1 protein-coding gene (cut by a window edge) is annotated in these 17,388 nt (G+C 73.2%); it reads left to right on the forward strand.

The window, feature by feature from the left end:
• Positions 1-17,388, forward strand: partial view of a type I polyketide synthase gene (locus D7231_RS02360; protein WP_479685687.1) — the 5' portion only. It continues 14,430 nt past the right edge of the window; the window shows 17,388 of its 31,818 coding nt (coding positions 1-17,388); it begins with the start codon at positions 1-3; the stop codon falls past the right edge of the window.

A 17,388-nucleotide genomic window follows, 5' to 3' on the forward strand; every position in this document is an offset into this window, starting at 1 on the left:
CTGATGTCGAACGAGGCCAAGCTGCGCGAGTACCTCAAGCGCGCCATCGCAGACCTCCACGAGACGCGGCAGCAACTGGGCGAGACGGAGTACCAGCAGCGCGAGCCCATAGCGATCGTCTCCATGGCCTGCCGGTTCCCCGGCGGCGTCCGCTCCCCGGAGGAGCTGTGGGAGCTGCTGCGCGGCGGCGGCGACGCGATCTCCGCGTTCCCCGGGAACCGCGGCTGGGACCTCGACGGACTCTACGACCCCGACCCGGAGCACCCGGGCACCGCCTACGCCCGCGAGGGCGGATTCCTCCACGACGCGGGCGAGTTCGACCCCGGCTTCTTCGGGATCTCCCCCCGCGAGGCCCTCGCCATGGACCCGCAGCAGCGGCTGCTGCTGGAGACCGCGTGGGAAGCCGTCGAACGGGCCGGCATCGACCCGGAGTCCCTCGCGGGCAGCAGCACCGGCGTGTTCGTCGGCACCGGCCACAGCGGCTACGACGCGGCCGGCGGCCGGCGGCCGGACGAGGTCGGCGGCCACCTGCTCACCGGCAACGTCATCAGCATCGCCTCCGGCCGCATCTCGTACGTCCTCGGCCTCGAAGGCCCCGCCCTGACCGTGGACACGGCGTGCTCCTCGTCACTGGTCTCCCTCCACCTGGCGGCGCAGGCGCTGCGGCGGGGCGAATGCTCCCTCGCCCTCGTGGGCGGCGCGACCGTGATGTCCACCCCGCAGATGTTCGTGGAGTTCTCCCGCCAGCGCGGCCTGGCCCCCGACGGGCGCTGCAAGCCCTTCGCGGCCGCCGCCGACGGCACCGGCTGGAGCGAAGGCGTCGGACTGCTCCTCGTCGAGCGGCTCTCCGACGCCGTGCGCAACGGCCACCCCGTGCTCGCCGTGCTGAAGGGCTCGGCCGTCAACCAGGACGGCGCGTCCAACGGGCTGACCGCCCCCAACGGCCCCTCCCAGCAGCGGGTCATCCGCCAGGCGCTGGCGAGCGCAGGACTCTCGGCCCCCGACGTCGACGCCGTCGAGGCCCACGGCACCGGCACCAGGCTCGGCGACCCCATCGAGGCCCAGGCCCTGCTCGCCACGTACGGACAGCAGCGCCCCGCGGACCGGCCCGTGCTGATCGGCTCCATGAAGTCCAACATCGGGCACACCCAGGCCGCCGCCGGCATCGCCGGCGTCATCAAGATGGTCCTGGCGATGCGGCACGGAGAGCTGCCCGGCACCCTGCACCTGGACGCGCCCACCCCGCACGCCGACTGGAGCGAGGGCGAGGCCAGGCTCCTCACGGACACCGAGCCCTGGCCCGCGGCGGACCGCCCGCGCCGCGCCGCCGTCTCCTCCTTCGGCATCAGCGGCACCAACGCCCACGTCATCCTGGAACAGGCGCCCCCGCGCGAGACCGAGCCGGCGCCCGCCCCGGCCGCCCGGCCCGGCGCGCTGCCCTGGATCCTGTCCGCGCGCACCGGCGAGGCCCTGCGCGCCCAGGCCGCCCGGCTCGGCCGCCACGTCCGCGCCCGCACCGGCCTCGAACCGGCCGCCGTCGCCCACTCCCTCGTGGCCACCAGACCCCTCATGGAACACCGCGCCGCCGTCGTCGCGGGCGACCGGGACGCCTTCCTCAGCGGCCTGGACGCCCTCGCCGAAGGCCGCACCGCGTCCGGCCTGGTGACCGGCATCGCCGCCACCGCACCCACCGCGTTCCTCTTCACCGGCCAGGGCTCCCAGCGGCCGGGAACGGGGCGCGAACTGTACGGCGCCCACCCCGAGTTCGCCAAGGCCTTCGACGCGGCGTGCGCCGAACTCGACCCGTACCTGGAACACCCCGTCCGCGACGTCGCCTTCGCCGAGGACGGCACGGACGAAGCCGCCCTGCTCGACCGGACCGCCTACACCCAGGCCGTCCTCTTCGCCTTCGAGACCGCCCTGTTCCGGCTCCTCGAATCCTGGGGCACGGCACCGCAGTTCGTCGCAGGCCACTCCATCGGCGAGCTCGCCGCCGCCCACGTGGCCGGCGTCCTCTCCCTCCCGGACGCCGCACGGCTCGTCGCCGCCCGCGGCACCCTCATGCAGGCACTGCCCGAAGGCGGTGCCATGGTGGCGATCCAGGCCACCGAGGACGAGATCCGCGCCTCCCTCACCGGCCACGAGGACCACGCCGCCCTCGCCGCGGTCAACGGCCCCGACGCCGTGGTCGTCTCGGGCGACGAAGAGGCCGTCTCCCTGATCGCCGCCCGCTGGGAGGAACAGGGACGCCGCACCAAGCGGCTGCGCGTGAGCCACGCCTTCCACTCCCCGCGCATGGACGGCATGCTGGAGGACTTCCGGCGCGTCGCCGAAGACCTGGAGTTCCACGCCCCCCGCATCCCGGTGGTCTCCACGGTCACCGGAGCGCTCGCCACCGACGAGGAACTGCGCTCGCCCGCGTACTGGGTCCGGCAGGTCCGCGACACCGTCCGCTTCAGCGACGCCGTACGCACCCTCGAGGCCGAAGGCGTCACCACGTTCGTGGAGATCGGCCCCGGCGCCGTGCTCACCCCCATGGCCGGCGACGCCCTCACCACCGTCGAACAGCCCGTCCTCGTCCCCCTCCTGCGCACCGGGCGCCCCGAGGCACAGGCCCTCGCCGAGGGCATCGCCATCGCCTCCGCGCACGGCACCCGCGTCGACTGGGCCGCCTGCCTCGGCACCCTCGGCGCCGCCCGCGCCGACCTGCCCACCTACGCCTTCCAGCGCCAGTGGTACTGGCTGGAGGAGCCCGGGCCGGCCGACGGGCAGCCGGCCGCCGCCGAAGCCGGCGAGGCCGGATTCTGGGAAGCCGTCGAACGCGAAGACCTGGAAGGGCTCTCGGCCGTCCTGGCCCTCGACGGCAACGAGGCCGGCTCGCTCGGCAGCCTCCTGCCCACGCTCTCGTCATGGCGCAAGCAACGCAAGGCCCAGGCCCTGGCCGACAGCTGGAGCTACCGGGTGCACTGGGCACCCCTCACCGCACCCGCCGGCCCCGCCGCCGGCGGAGACTGGCTCGTCGCCCTGCCCGACAGCGCCGTCGACGACCCGTGGACCACCCGCCTCCTCGACGCCCTGCGCGACCGCGGCCTGCGCACCGAACTCCTCGTCCTGCCCGGCACCGGCGACCCGGCCGAGCCTCTCACCCCGCCCGCCGGCCCCGTCGACGGCGTGCTCTCCCTGCTGGCCCTCGACGAACGACCGCACCCCCGCCTGACCTCGGTGCCCCGCGGCCTCGCCGCCACCACCGCCCTGCTGCGCACCCTGGAGACCTCCGGGATCCGGGCCCCGCTGTGGTGCGCGACCCGCGGCGCCGTCGCCGTCGACGAGCGGGATCCGCTCACCAGCCCCGTACAGGCCCAGGTGTGGGGATTCGGCCGTGTGGCCGCACTGGAATCCCCGCAGCACTGGGGCGGCCTCGTCGACCTCCCCGAGGACCTGGACGGACGGGCCGTCTCCGCGCTCCTCGGCGTGCTCGGCGCGCGCGAGGACCAGGTCGCGATCCGGCTCGCCGGAACCTTCGCCCGCCGGCTGGCACGGCCCGCACCCGGCCGCGACACCGGCACGGAGTGGAGCACGCACGGCACGGTCCTGGTCACCGGCGGCACCGGCGCGCTCGGCGCACAGGTCGCGCACTGGCTCGCCGACGCCGGCGCGGAGCACCTGGTGCTCACCAGCCGCCGCGGCCCGCAAGCCCCCGGCGCACAGGAACTGACGGCCGCACTCACCGAACGCGGCACCCGGGTCACCGTCGTCGCCTGCGACGCCGCCGACCGCGACGCCTTGGCGGCCGTCCTCGCGGACATCCCCGCGGACCTGCCGCTGACCGGCGTCGTCCACACCGCCGGCGTCATGGACGCCGGCATGCTCGACGCGCTCACCCCCGAGCGCTTCGACACCGTGCTACGCCCCAAGGCCGCCGCAGCCCAGCACCTGCATGAGCTCACCCGGGACTTCGGCCTGGAGACGTTCGTCCTGTTCTCCTCCGTCGTCGGCGTCCTCGGCAACGCCGGCCAGGCCAACTACGGCGCCGCCAACGCCTTCCTCGATGCCCTCGCCGAACACCGGCGCGGGCAAGGGCTGCCCGCCACCTCGGTGGCCTGGGGCCCCTGGGCGGACCTCGGCATGGCGGCGGACAAGGGCGTGGCCGGCCGGGCGAGCCGCGACGGACTGATCGCCATGGCTGCGGCCCCCGCCCTCGCGGCCCTCCGCCGCACCCTGGCCCGGGGCGAGGCGAACGCGACCGTGGCCGACGTGGACTGGACGGCCTACGCCCCCGCCCTCACCGCCGTCCGCCCCAGCCCCCTCCTCGCCGACCTGCCCGAAGCGCGCCACGCCCTCGCCGCCGGCACCGGCCCGCGCGAGAACCGCTCCCCGCTGCGCGACCGGATCGGCGCACTGCCCGCCGCCGAACAGCAGCAGGACCTCCTGCACGTGGTCCGCGAAGAGACCGCGAAGGCCCTCGGACACGCCTCACCGGACACCGTCGACGTCCAGCGGGCCTTCCGCACCCTGGGCTTCGACTCGCTGATGGCCGTCGAACTGCGCAACCGCCTGTCCGCCGTGACGGGCCTGCGCCTGCCCGCCACCCTGCTGTTCGACCACCCCACCCCCACCGCGGTCGCCGGATACCTGCGCTCCGAGATCCTGGGCACGGCCGGCCCCGCAACCGTCGTGGAACGCACGGCCGCCGTCCTCGACGAACCCGTCGCGATCGTGGGCATGGCCTGCCGCTTCCCCGGCGGAGTGAGCTCCCCGGAGGCCCTCTGGCAGCTGCTGGCCGAGGGCGGCGACGCCATCTCCGGCCTCCCCGCCGACCGGGGCTGGGACCTCGGCCGGCTCTACCACCCCGACCCCGACCACCAGGGCACGACCTACGCCCGCGGGGGCGGCTTCCTCGGCGGCGTCGGCGACTTCGACGCGGACTTCTTCGGCATCTCGCCGCGCGAGGCCCTCGCCATGGACCCGCAGCAGCGGCTGCTGCTGGAGACCGGCTGGGAGGTCCTCGAACGGGCCGGCATCGCCCCGGAATCCCTGCGGGGCAGCAGCACCGGCGTCTTCGCGGGCACCAACACCCAGGACTACCGCACGGTTCTGGACGCCGCACAGGACGAGGTCGCGGGCCACGCCCTCACCGGCAACTCGATGAGCGTGGTCTCCGGCCGCGTGTCGTACACCTTCGGCTTCGAGGGCCCGGCGGTCACCGTGGACACGGCCTGCTCGTCCTCGCTCGTGGCCCTGCACATGGCGGTGCAGTCGCTGCGGTCGGGCGAGTGCACGCTGGCCCTCGCGGGCGGCGTCACGGTGATGGCCACCCCGTCCTCCTTCGTGGAGTTCGCCCGGCAGCGCGGCCTGGCCCCCGACGGCCGCTGCAAGCCCTTCGCAGCCGCCGCCGACGGCACCGGCTGGAGCGAAGGCGTCGGACTGCTCCTCGTCGAGCGGCTCTCCGACGCCCGGCGCAACGGGCACCAGGTCCTCGCGGTCGTGCGCGGCTCGGCGGTCAACCAGGACGGCGCCTCCAACGGCCTGTCCGCGCCCAACGGCCCCGCCCAGCAACGCGTCATCCGCCAGGCCCTCGCCAACGCCGGCGTGGCCGCGTCCGACGTCGACGTCGTCGAGGCGCACGGCACCGGCACGACCCTGGGCGACCCCATCGAGGCCCAGGCACTGATCGCCACGTACGGACAGCAGCGGCCGGAGGGCCGGCCGCTGCTGCTGGGCACGGTGAAGTCGAACATCGGCCACACCCAGGCCGCGGCGGGCGTCGCAGGCGTGATCAAGATGGTCATGGCCATGCGCCACAGCGAGCTTCCGCGCACCCTGCACGTCGACGAGCCCACCCCGCACGTCGACTGGACCGCCGGCGCGGTCGAACTGCTCACCGAACCGGTGGACTGGCCCGGGACGGAGCGCCCGCGGCGGGCCGCCGTCTCCGCGTTCGGCATCAGCGGTACCAACGCGCACGTGATCCTGGAGCAGGCGGATGCCGCGGAGCCCGTAGCGGATGCCAGCGAGCCCATGGGGGGAACGGAGCCCACCGAGCCGGCCGCCGCTCCCGAAGCCCCGGTCCCGCTGCTGCTGTCCGCCAAGAACGAGTCGGCCCTGCGCGCCCAGGCGGCCCGTCTGCTGTCCCGGCTCGACCGCGAACCCGCCCCGCGCCTCGTGGACGCCGCGTACACGCTGGCGACCCGCACGGCCTTCACCCACCGCGCTGCCGTCCAGGCCGGGAGCCACGACGCGGCGAAGCGCGCCCTGACCGCGCTCGCCGCGGACACCGCCGACACCGGACTGACCACCGGCGCGGCAGTCACCGGCAAGGACGCCGTCCTCTTCTCCGGCCAGGGTTCGCAGCGGTTGGGGATGGGCCGGGAGCTGTACGGCCGGCACGCCGTCTTCGCCGAGGCTTTCGACGCGGTGTGCGCGGGCCTGGACGAGCACTTGGAGCGTCCGCTGCGGGACGTGGTCTGGGGTGACGACGCGGAACTGCTGAACCGGACGGTGTACGCCCAGGCCGGGCTCTTCGCGATCGAGGTCGCCCTCTACCGGCTGGTGCAGTCCTGGGGCGTGCGACCGGAGTACGTGGCCGGTCACTCCGTCGGCGAGATCGCGGCCGCACACGTGGCGGGCGTCTTCTCACTGGAGGACGCTTGCGCGCTGGTGGCGGCACGCGGCCGCTTGATGCAAGCGCTGCCCGAGGGCGGCACGATGGCGGCGATCCGCGCCACCGAGGACGAGGTCAGCCCCCACCTGACCGACGACGTGGCGATCGCGGCCGTCAACGGCCCGTCGTCCGTGGTGGTCTCGGGCGCCGCGGCGGCCGTCGAGACGATCCGGGCGCACTTCGAGGGCGAAGGGCGCAAAACCAGCCTGCTGCGGGTCTCGCACGCCTTCCACTCGCCGCTCATGGACCCCATGCTGGCCGACTTCCGCGCCGTCGCCGAACGCCTCACCTACGGCGAGCCGGAACTCACCGTCGTCTCCAACGTGACCGGCGGCACGGCCGCGCAGGACCAGCTGCGCACCCCCGAATACTGGGTGACCCACGTCCGCCGGGCCGTACGGTTCGCCGACGGAATACAGGCCCTGCACACCGAAGGCGTGACGCGCTTCCTGGAACTGGGCCCCGACGGCACCCTCTCGGCCATGGCCCGCGAGTCGCTGCCGGACGAGGCCGTGCTCGTCCCCGCCCTGCGCAAGGACCGCCCGGAAGAGACCACGCTCCTCACGGCCCTGGCGCAGCTGCACGTCCACGGCGCCGCCATCGACTGGGCCGCCCTCTTCGCCGGTACGGACGCGCACGTCGTCGACCTGCCGACGTACGCCTTCCAGCACCAGCGGTTCTGGCCCACACCCGGCGCCACCGGCCTCGGGGACATCAGCGCCGCCGGCCTCGAAGCGGCCGGGCACCCGCTGCTGAGCACCGCCGTGGAACTGTCCGACAGCGACGGACTGCTGTTCACCACGCGCCTGTCGCTCCAGTCGCACCCGTGGCTGGCCGACCACGTCGTGATGGGCTCGGCCCTGCTGCCGGGAACGGCATTCGTCGAACTCGCCCTCCGCGCCGCCGACGAAGCCGGCTGTGACCGCATCGACGACCTGACCCTGGCCGCCCCGCTCGTCCTGCCCGAGCACGGCGGCGTGCAACTGCAACTGCGCGTCGGCCCCGCCGACGACTCCGGCAGCCGCACCCTCAGCGCCCGCTCCCGCCAGGAGGGCAGCGGCGACCGGCCATGGGTCCAGCACGCCACCGGCGTGCTCGCCACGGGGGAGCGGCCGGCCGGCTCCGGCCACGACTTCCACGCGGAGCCTTGGCCGCCCGCCGGAGCCGAGCCCGTCGACCTGACCGGCCTCTACCCGGACCTCGCCGAGAGCGGACTCGACTACGGGCCCCACTTCCAGGGCCTGCGGACCGCGTGGCGCCGGGGCGACGAAGTGTTCGCCGAAGTCGCCCTGCCCGACGCCGCCGAAGCCGACGCGCCCGCGTACGGCCTGCACCCGGCGCTGCTGGACGCGGCCCTGCACGTCTGCGCCTTCAACGGAGTGGACCGGGGCATCGTGCCCTTCTCCTGGGAAGGCGTCTCGCTCCACGCCTCCGGCGCCTCCGCCATTCGGGTCCGGGTCGTCCGGCACGGCTCCGACACGCTGTCCGTCGACGTCGCCGACACCACGAACGAACCGGTCGCCTCCATCGGCACCCTGGTCCTGCGGGCCATCTCCGCCGGACAGCTGGAAAGCGCCGCGAGCCCGGCCGGGCACGACGCGCTGTTCCGCGTGCAGTGGACCCCGGCACACCTGCCCACGGCAGAGACCGCGGAGACCGCGGCCGGCTCCATGGCCGGGTCCATGGCCGAATCCGTGGTGACGATCGGCTCCCTCGACGGATCGCCGTTCGACAGCTACCCGGACCTGGAGGCCCTGGCCGGGTCCGGCCGCGTGCCGCGAACGGTCCTGGCAGCGGTGGGTGCCGGTGCCGGCGACACAGTGGAGTCCACGCACGCCGCGACCGCCCACGCGCTGGATCTGGTGCAGTCCTGGCTGGCCGACGAACGGCTCGCCGGGTCGCGCCTGGTGTTCGTCACCCGCGGCGCGGTCTCCGCCGACGAGGGCGAGACCGTACGGGATGTGGCCGCGGCCGCGGTGTGGGGTCTGGTGCGGTCGGCGCAGTCGGAGAACCCGGGCCGGTTCGTCCTGGTGGACGCCGCGGACGGGGACGTTCCGGCCCTGTTCCCCGTCCTGCCGGGCCTGCTGGCCGCCGACGACGACCAGTTCGCCGTGCGCGACGGCGCCGTCCACGTACCCCGGCTGGCACGCCTGGGCAGCGGCGCGGCACTGCTGCCGCCCACCGGAACGCCCTGGCGGCTGGACACGGGGGCCAAGGGCAGCCTCGACAACCTGCTGCTCGCACCCTGCCCGGAGGTTCTCGACCCGCTCGGCCCGGGACAGGTCCGCGTGGCGGTCCAGGCCGCCGGCGTGAACTTCCGCGACGTGCTGAACGCCCTGGGCATGTACCCGGGCGAGGCAGGCGTACTGGGTGCCGAGGCGGCCGGTGTGGTCACCGAGACGGGGCCCGGCGTCGAGGGGCTGCGCCCGGGCGACCGGGTGATGGGCAAGGTGTTCGGCGGGTACGGCCCGGTGGCCGTCTGCGACGAGCGGCTCCTCGCCAGGACACCGGAAGGCTGGACGGCCGCCGAGGCCGCTTCGGTGCCCCTGGTCTTCCTGACCGCCTTCTACGCCTTCACGGATCTGGCGGACCTGCGGCCCGGCGAGAAGGTCCTCATCCACGCCGGCGCCGGCGGTGTCGGAATGGCGGCGATCCAGATCGCGCGGCATCTCGGCGCGGAGGTCTTCGCGACGGCGAGCGAGGGCAAGTGGGACACCCTGCGCGAGCTGGGCGTTCCGGACGACCACATCGCGTCGTCGCGTACCACCGACTTCGAGGAGCGCTTCCTTGAGGTCACGGGTGGCCGCGGTGTGGACGTGGTCCTCAACGCCCTCGCCGGAGAGTTCGTCGACGCCTCGCTGCGGCTGACCGCTCCCGGCGGCCGGTTCCTGGAGATGGGCAAGACCGACATCCGCGAGCCGGAGTCCGTCGCCGGACTGCACTACCGTGCGTTCGACCTGGCCGAGGCCAGCCCGGAGCGCAACCAGGAGATGCTGTCCGAGCTGCTGGAGCTGTTCGGCTCGGGTGTGCTGCGGCCGCTGCCGGTGGCGACGTGGGACGTGCGGCGGGCTCCGGAAGCCTTCCGCCACATGAGCCGCGCCCGGCACGTGGGCAAGATCGTGCTGACCATGCCGCCGGCCTGGGACGCGAACGGCACGGTGCTGATCACCGGCGGCACGGGCGGCCTGGGCCGCGTGCTCGCCCGCCACCTGGTGACGGAGCGGGGCGTACGCCACCTCCTACTGGTGAGCCGCAGCGGTCCGCAGGCGCCAGGCGCCCAGGAGCTGTGCGAGGAACTCGCCGGGCACGGCGCCGAGGCCGGCGTCGTCGCGTGCGACGTGACCGATCGGGATGCGGTGGCCGCGCTTGTCGCGTCGGTTCCGGACGCGCATCCGCTGACCGCCGTGGTGCACACGGCCGGCGTCCTTGACGACGGTGTGGTGACGTCGCTGACCGCCGAGCGGGTGTCAGGCGTGCTGCGGCCGAAGGTCGACGCGGCCTGGTACCTGCACGAGGCCACCCAGGACCTCGACCTGGCGGCGTTCGTCATGTTCTCCTCCGTCTCGGGCGTGACCGGCACCCCGGGGCAGGGCAACTACGCCGCCGGCAACGTCTTCCTGGACGCTCTCGCGCACCACCGCCGGGCGCTGGGCCTCCCCGCGGTGTCGCTGGCGTGGGGCCCGTGGTCCCAGGACGGCGGCATGACCGGCACCCTGTCGGACGCCGACCTCCAGCGCCTCGCCCGCTCGGGCATGCCCGCACTCGCCCCCGCGGAGGGAGTCGCCCTCTTCGACGCGGCACTGGCCGCCGACGAGGCACTCGTCCTCCCCGTACGCCTCGACCTGGCCGCACTGCGGAAGCAGGGAGACGTGCCCCCGCTGATGCGCGGACTGATCAAGACGCGCGCCCGGCGCTCGGCCGTCGCCGGCTCGGCAGCGGTGGCCGGCCTTGCGGGCCGCCTGTCCGGGCTGGGCGCGCTGGAACGGCGCGAGGTGCTGCTGGACCTGGTGCGCGCCCAGATCGCGGGCGTCCTGGGCCACGCGAACCCGGAGACGATCGACTCGGCCCGGGCCTTCAAAGAGCTCGGCTTCGACTCCCTGACCTCCGTCGAACTCCGCAACCGGATCAACAAGGCGACCGGCCTGCGCCTTTCGGCCACGGCCGTCTTCGACTACCCCACGGCGGACGGGCTCGTCGACTTCCTGCTGGACGAGCTGTTCGGCGCGGAGACGGGGTCGGTGCCGGGGACGGGGATGCCGACGCCGGTGGCGGCAGCGGCGGCCGTCGCCGACGACCCTGTGGTGATTGTCGGGATGAGCTGCCGCTATCCGGGTGGGGTGACCTCGCCGGAGGAGCTGTGGCGGCTGGTGTCGGACGGCGTGGACGCTGTCTCGGACTTCCCGGACGACCGCGGCTGGGACGTGGAGGCGCTCTACAGCCCCGACCCCGAGGCACTCGGCACCGCGTACACCCGCTCCGGTGGATTCCTTCACGACGCGGGGGAGTTCGACCCCGAGTTCTTCGGGATGAGCCCCCGGGAGGCGTTGGCGACGGACGCGCAGCAGCGTCTGCTGCTGGAGTCGACCTGGGAGGCGATCGAGCGCGCCGGCATCGACCCGGCCACCCTGCGCGGCAGTCAGACCGGTGTCTTCGCGGGCGTGATCTACAACGACTACAGCGACCTCCTCGTCGGCGATCAGTTCGAGGGCTACCGGGGCAACGGCAGCGCGGCCAGCGTCGCCTCCGGCCGGGTCTCGTACACCTTCGGCTTCGAGGGGCCGGCGGTTACTGTCGACACGGCGTGCTCGTCGTCGCTGGTGGCACTGCACTGGGCGGCGCAGTCACTGCGGACGGGCGAGTGCTCGCTGGCGCTCGCCGGCGGTGTGACCGTGATGGCGACCCCGACGCCGTTCGTCGAATTCGCCCGGCAGCGCGGCCTGTCGGCCGACGGGCGGTGCAAGGCCTTCGCCGAGGCCGCCGACGGCGTCGGCTGGGGCGAGGGCGTGGGCATGCTGGTGCTGGAGCGGCTGTCGGACGCGCGGCGCAACGGTCACCGGGTGCTGGCCGTGGTGCGGGGCAGCGCTGTGAACCAGGACGGCGCGTCGAACGGCCTGACGGCGCCGAACGGGCCGTCGCAGCAGCGGGTGATCCGCCAGGCGCTGGCGAGTGCCGGCCTGTCGGCGGCGGACGTCGACGCGGTGGAGGCGCACGGTACGGGTACGACGCTGGGTGACCCGATCGAGGCCCAGGCGTTGCTGGCCACGTACGGCCAGGACCGGCCGGAGGACCGTCCGCTGCTGCTGGGCTCGGTGAAGTCCAACATCGGTCACGCACAGGCTGCTTCGGGCGTTGCGGGTGTGATCAAGATGGTGATGGCGATGCGCCACGGTGAGCTTCCGCGCACCTTGCACGTCGACGCGCCGTCGTCGCACGTGGACTGGTCGGCCGGCGCCGTCGAGCTCCTCACCGAGCCGGCTGAGTGGCCGGCGTCCGAGCGTCGCCGCGCGGGCGTCTCGTCCTTCGGCGTCAGTGGGACGAACGCGCACGTGATCCTGGAACAGCCCGAGCCGGAGCCCGCCTACGTGGTGGAGGAGGCCGGGCCTCAGGCAGTCGAGCAGGGCGCGCCGGTTCCCGTGCTGCTGTCCGGGAGGAGCGAGTCGGCGCTGCGGGCCCAGGCGGCCCGCCTGCTGTCGCAGCTCGACCGCGCGCCCGGGCAGCGGCTCACGGACATTGCGTATGCGCTGGCCACGGGCCGTGCGGCCTTCCGGCACCGGGCGGCGGTGCTGGTCACTGACGAGGACGGCCTGTCGCGTTCGCTGTCCGCGCTGGCCGAGGGCCGGAGTGAGCCGGACATCGTGGCGAACGGCGAGGCCGGTTCGGGCAAGCGTGCCTTCTTGTTTTCGGGTCAGGGTTCGCAGCGGTTGGGGATGGGCCGGGAGTTGTACGGCCGGTTCTCTGTCTTCGCCGAGGCTTTTGACGCGGTGTGCGCGGGCCTGGACGAGCACTTGGAGCGTCCGCTGCGGGATGTGGTCTGGGGTGATGACGCGGAGCTGCTGAACCAGACTGCATACGCTCAGGCCGGGCTGTTCGCGGTTGAGGTGGCGTTGTTCCGGCTGGTGGAGTCCTGGGGCGTGCGGCCGGACTTCGTCGCCGGGCATTCCATCGGCGAGGTTGCCGCCGCCCATGTCGCGGGCGTCTTCTCTCTGGGCGACGCTTGTGCACTGGTGGCGGCGCGGGGCCGGCTGATGCAGGCCTTGCCCGAAGGCGGTGCGATGGTGGCGATCCGGGCCACCGAGGACGAGGTGGTTCCTCATCTGACCGAGGACGTGGCGATCGCGGCGGTCAACGGTCCGTCGTCGGTCGTGGTCTCCGGCGCGGAAGAGGCTGTGCTCGCGGTCGCGGCGTACTTCGAGGGCGAGGGACGCAGGACCAGCCGGTTGCGCGTGTCGCACGCGTTCCATTCGCCGTTGATGGAGCCGATGCTCGCCGAGTTCCGGGAGGCCGTGGCGGGGCTGACGTTCGGTGCTCCGGTCGTGCCGGTGGTGTCGAACGTGACGGGCCGGCTCGCCGAGCCCGGTCAGCTGTCCTCGGCGGAGTACTGGGTCCGCCATGTGCGCGACGCCGTACGATTCGCCGACGGCGTGAGCACCCTGCGGGCGCAGGGCGTGACCGCCGCCCTGGAGCTCGGTCCCGATGGTGCGCTCTCCGCGCTCGCCGCGGAGTCCGTGCCGGACGAGATCGCATTCGCTCCTGTACTGCGCAAGGACCGGCCGGAGGCAGCGTCCGCACTGGGGGCCCTGGCCCAGCTGTATGTCCGGGGTGTGCCGGTGGACTGGGCGGCTGTGTTCGCCGGTACGGGCGCGGGTACGAGTGCGGGTGCTCGGTGGGTGGACCTGCCGACGTATGCGTTCCAGCGTGAGCGGTTCTGGCCTTCGGGCGGGGCGGCGCGTGCCGGAGACGTGCGCTTTGCGGGCTTGGGCTCGGCGGGGCACCCGCTGCTGGGTGCGGCAGTGGAACTTGCGGGCTCCGGCGGCCTGTTGTTTACGGGCCGGCTGTCGACGTCGTCGCATGCATGGCTCGCGGACCATGTGGTGATGGGCTCTGTGCTCGTCCCGGGTACGGCACTGGTGGAGCTGGTTCTGCGGGCGGCCGATGAGGTCGGTTGCGATGTGCTGGAGGAGCTGACGCTGGCGGCGCCTCTTGTCCTGCCGGCTTCCGGTGGCGGCGTGCAGGTGCAGGTATGGGTCGGTGAGCCCGATGGTGCTGGTCACCGTGCCGTGGCAGTGCACTCGCGTGAGGGCGAGGACCTGTGGACCCTGCACGCCAGCGGCGCCGTGACCACGGGTGCTGAGGCAGCGGTGCTGGATACGTTCGATGCAACGGTGTGGCCGCCGCGAGGCGCCCGGTCCATGGATGTGGCGGGCTGCTACGAGCAGTTCGCAGCGGCCGGATTCGCCTACGGTCCGGCCTTCCAGGGCCTTGAAGCCGCCTGGAAGCTCGGCGACGACGTGTTCGCCGAGGTCCGGCTTCCCCAGGGCGTAGACGGTGGCGCGTACGGTCTGCACCCGGCCCTCTTCGACGCCGCACTGCACGCGTCGCTGCTGGGTGGGGGAGGCGATGAAGGCAGCGTCCCGTTCTCGTGGACGGGGGTGTCACTGCACGCTTCCGGCGCCTCGCACCTTCGCGTCCGTATCCGCGACCTTGACGGCGGTATGGCGATCGCGATGGCGGATGCGAGCGGTGCGCCGGTGGCCTCGGTGGAGGCACTGGCCGTACGTCCGCTCTCTGCGGGGCAGCTGCGGACCGAGGGCCGGGACTCCCTCTTCACGCTCGACTGGATCCCTGTCGCGCTCACGGACGAGCGTGCCGACCTCGGCACCGGCCCGGACGGAGTGCCCTTCCGCGACTTCGCGGAGCTGAAGTCGGCTGCTGAGGCCGGTGTCCCCGAGACGGTCCTGGTCACGCCCCCTCACGAGGCCATCGGCACGGTCGAGTCCGTGCATGGTGCGGCTGCATGGGCGTTGGGTCTGGCGCAGTCGTGGCTGGCGGACGAGCGGTTCGCGGATTCGCGTCTGGTGTTTGTGACGCGGGGTGCGGTGTCCGGTGACGATCTGGCCGGGGCTGCGGTGTGGGGTCTGGTGCGGTCAGCGCAGTCGGAGAGCCCGGGTCGCTTCGTCCTGGTGGACTTGGACGGTGATGCTGATGTGTCGATGTTGCCGCGAGCGCTGGCGTGCGACGAACCTCAGCTGTTGGTCCGTGATGGTGAGGTTCTGGCGGCGCGTCTTGCGCGCGTGCAGGGCCGGGATGCCGTCGATGGGGTTTGGGACACGTCCGGCACGGTTTTGATCACTGGTGGTACGGGTGGTCTCGGTCGTGTGGTGGCGCGTCACCTGGTCGCCGAGCATGGCGTACGGAGCCTGCTCCTGGTCAGTCGTAGCGGCCCGGCCGCCGAAGGCGCCGAGGAGTTCGCGGCCGAGCTGGGCGTCGACGTGAGTGTCGAGGCCTGTGATGTGACGGACAGGGCCGCTGTGGAGGAGCTGGTCTCCCGGCACCGGATCAGTGCTGTCGTGCACACTGCCGGTGTCCTCGATGACGGCGTCATCGGCTCGCTGACGGAGGATCGTCTGTCGGCTGTTCTGCGACCGAAGGTCGACGCAGCGTGGAATCTGCACGAGGCGACGAGGGACATGGACCTTGACGCGTTCGTGGTCTTCTCTTCCGTCGCGGGTACGTTCGGCAGCGCGGGTCAGGCGAACTACGCGGCGGGCAATGCCTTCCTCGACGCCTTGGCACGTCACCGCCGGGCGCACGGCCTCCCCGCCGTATCGCTGGCGTGGGGCCCGTGGGCGCAGGACAGCGGCATGACCGGCACCCTCTCCGAGGCGGACGTTCAGCGGATCGCCCGTTCCGGGATGCCCTCGCTCTCCACCCGAGAGGGCATGACACTCTTCGACGCGGCGCTCGGCACTGCCGAGCCGGCGTTGCTCCCCGTCCGCCTGGACCTTGCGGCTCTGCGGGCGCAGGGCGAGCCCCTGCCCCTGCTGCGCGGTCTGATCCGTACGCGTGTCCGGCGCACCTCCGCTTCCGGCTCGGCCACGGCGTCCGGTCTGGTGCAGCGGCTGGCAGGGCTGGCCGAGGGCGAGCGGCGCGCGGTGCTCCTGGACCTGGTACGTGATCGGGTCACGATGGTCCTGGGCCACGCGAGCCCGGAGACGATCGACCCGGCGCGGGCCTTCCGGGACCTCGGGTTCGACTCCCTGACCGCGATCGAGCTCCGTAACGGGCTGGGCAAGGTGACGGGTCTGCGGCTGTCGGCGACGGCCGTGTTCGACTACCCGACCGCCGAAGCCTTGGCGGGCCACCTCCTCGACGAACTGTTCGGCACGGACGCGGAGGTGGAGACGGCGTCGCTGATGTCGGCCCTCCCGTCCCTGACGGACGACCCGGTCGTCATCGTCGGGATGAGCTGCCGTTATCCGGGTGGGGTGACCTCGCCGGAGGAGTTGTGGCGGCTGGTGTCGGACGGAGTGGACGCGGTCTCGGACTTCCCGGACGACCGTGGTTGGGACGTAGAGGCGCTCTACAACCCCGACCCCGAGGCGCTCGGGACCTCGTACACCCGCTCGGGCGGTTTCCTGCATGAGGCCGGCGAGTTCGACCCCGAATTCTTCGGGATGAGCCCCCGGGAGGCGTTGGCGACCGACGCGCAGCAGCGTCTGCTGCTGGAATCCACGTGGGAGGCGATCGAACGGGCGGGCATCGACCCGAGCGCGCTGCGGGGCAGCCGGACGGGTGTCTTCGCGGGCGTGATGTACACCGACTACAGCGACCTCCTGGTCGGCGATCAGTTCGAGGGCTACCGGGGCAGTGGCAGCGCGGGCAGTGTGGCGTCGGGCCGGGTGTCGTACACCTTCGGCTTCGAGGGCCCGGCGGTTACGGTCGACACGGCGTGCTCGTCGTCACTGGTTGCACTGCATCTCGCGGCGCAGTCACTGCGGTCGGGTGAGTGCTCGTTGGCGCTTGCGGGTGGTGTGACGGTGATGTCGACGCCGACGACGTTCGTGGAGTTCTCGCGGCAGCGGGGACTGTCGGCGGATGGTCGGTGCAAGGCGTTCTCGGACGCGGCTGACGGTGTCGGCTGGGGTGAGGGCGTGGGCATGCTGGTGCTGGAGCGCCTGTCGGACGCGCGCCGCAATGGACACCGGGTGCTGGCGACGGTGCGAGGCAGTGCTGTGAACCAGGATGGTGCTTCCAATGGCCTCACTGCTCCCAACGGGCCGTCGCAGCAGCGTGTGATTCGTCAGGCGCTCGCGAGTGCGGGCCTGTCGGCGGCGGATGTCGACGCGGTGGAGGCGCATGGCACGGGTACGACGCTGGGTGACCCGATCGAGGCTCAGGCGCTCCTGGCCACGTACGGGCAGGAGCGGCCGGAGGGCCGGCCGCTGCTGCTGGGCACGGTGAAGTCCAACATCGGCCACACCCAGGCGGCTTCGGGCGTCGCGGGCGTGATCAAGATGGTCATGGCGATGCGCAACGGTGTTCTGCCGAAGACGCTCCACGTCGACGCGCCGTCGTCGCACGTGGACTGGCCGGCCGGCGCCGTCGAACTTCTCACCGAGCCGGCCGAGTGGCCGGGGTCCGAGCGCCGCCGCGCGGGCGTCTCGTCCTTCGGAGTCAGCGGGACGAACGCGCACGTCATCCTGGAACAGCCCGAGCCCGCTGACGTG

The organism is Streptomyces klenkii, assembly GCF_003626645.1.
Classification (GTDB): Bacteria; Actinomycetota; Actinomycetes; order Streptomycetales; family Streptomycetaceae; genus Streptomyces; species Streptomyces klenkii.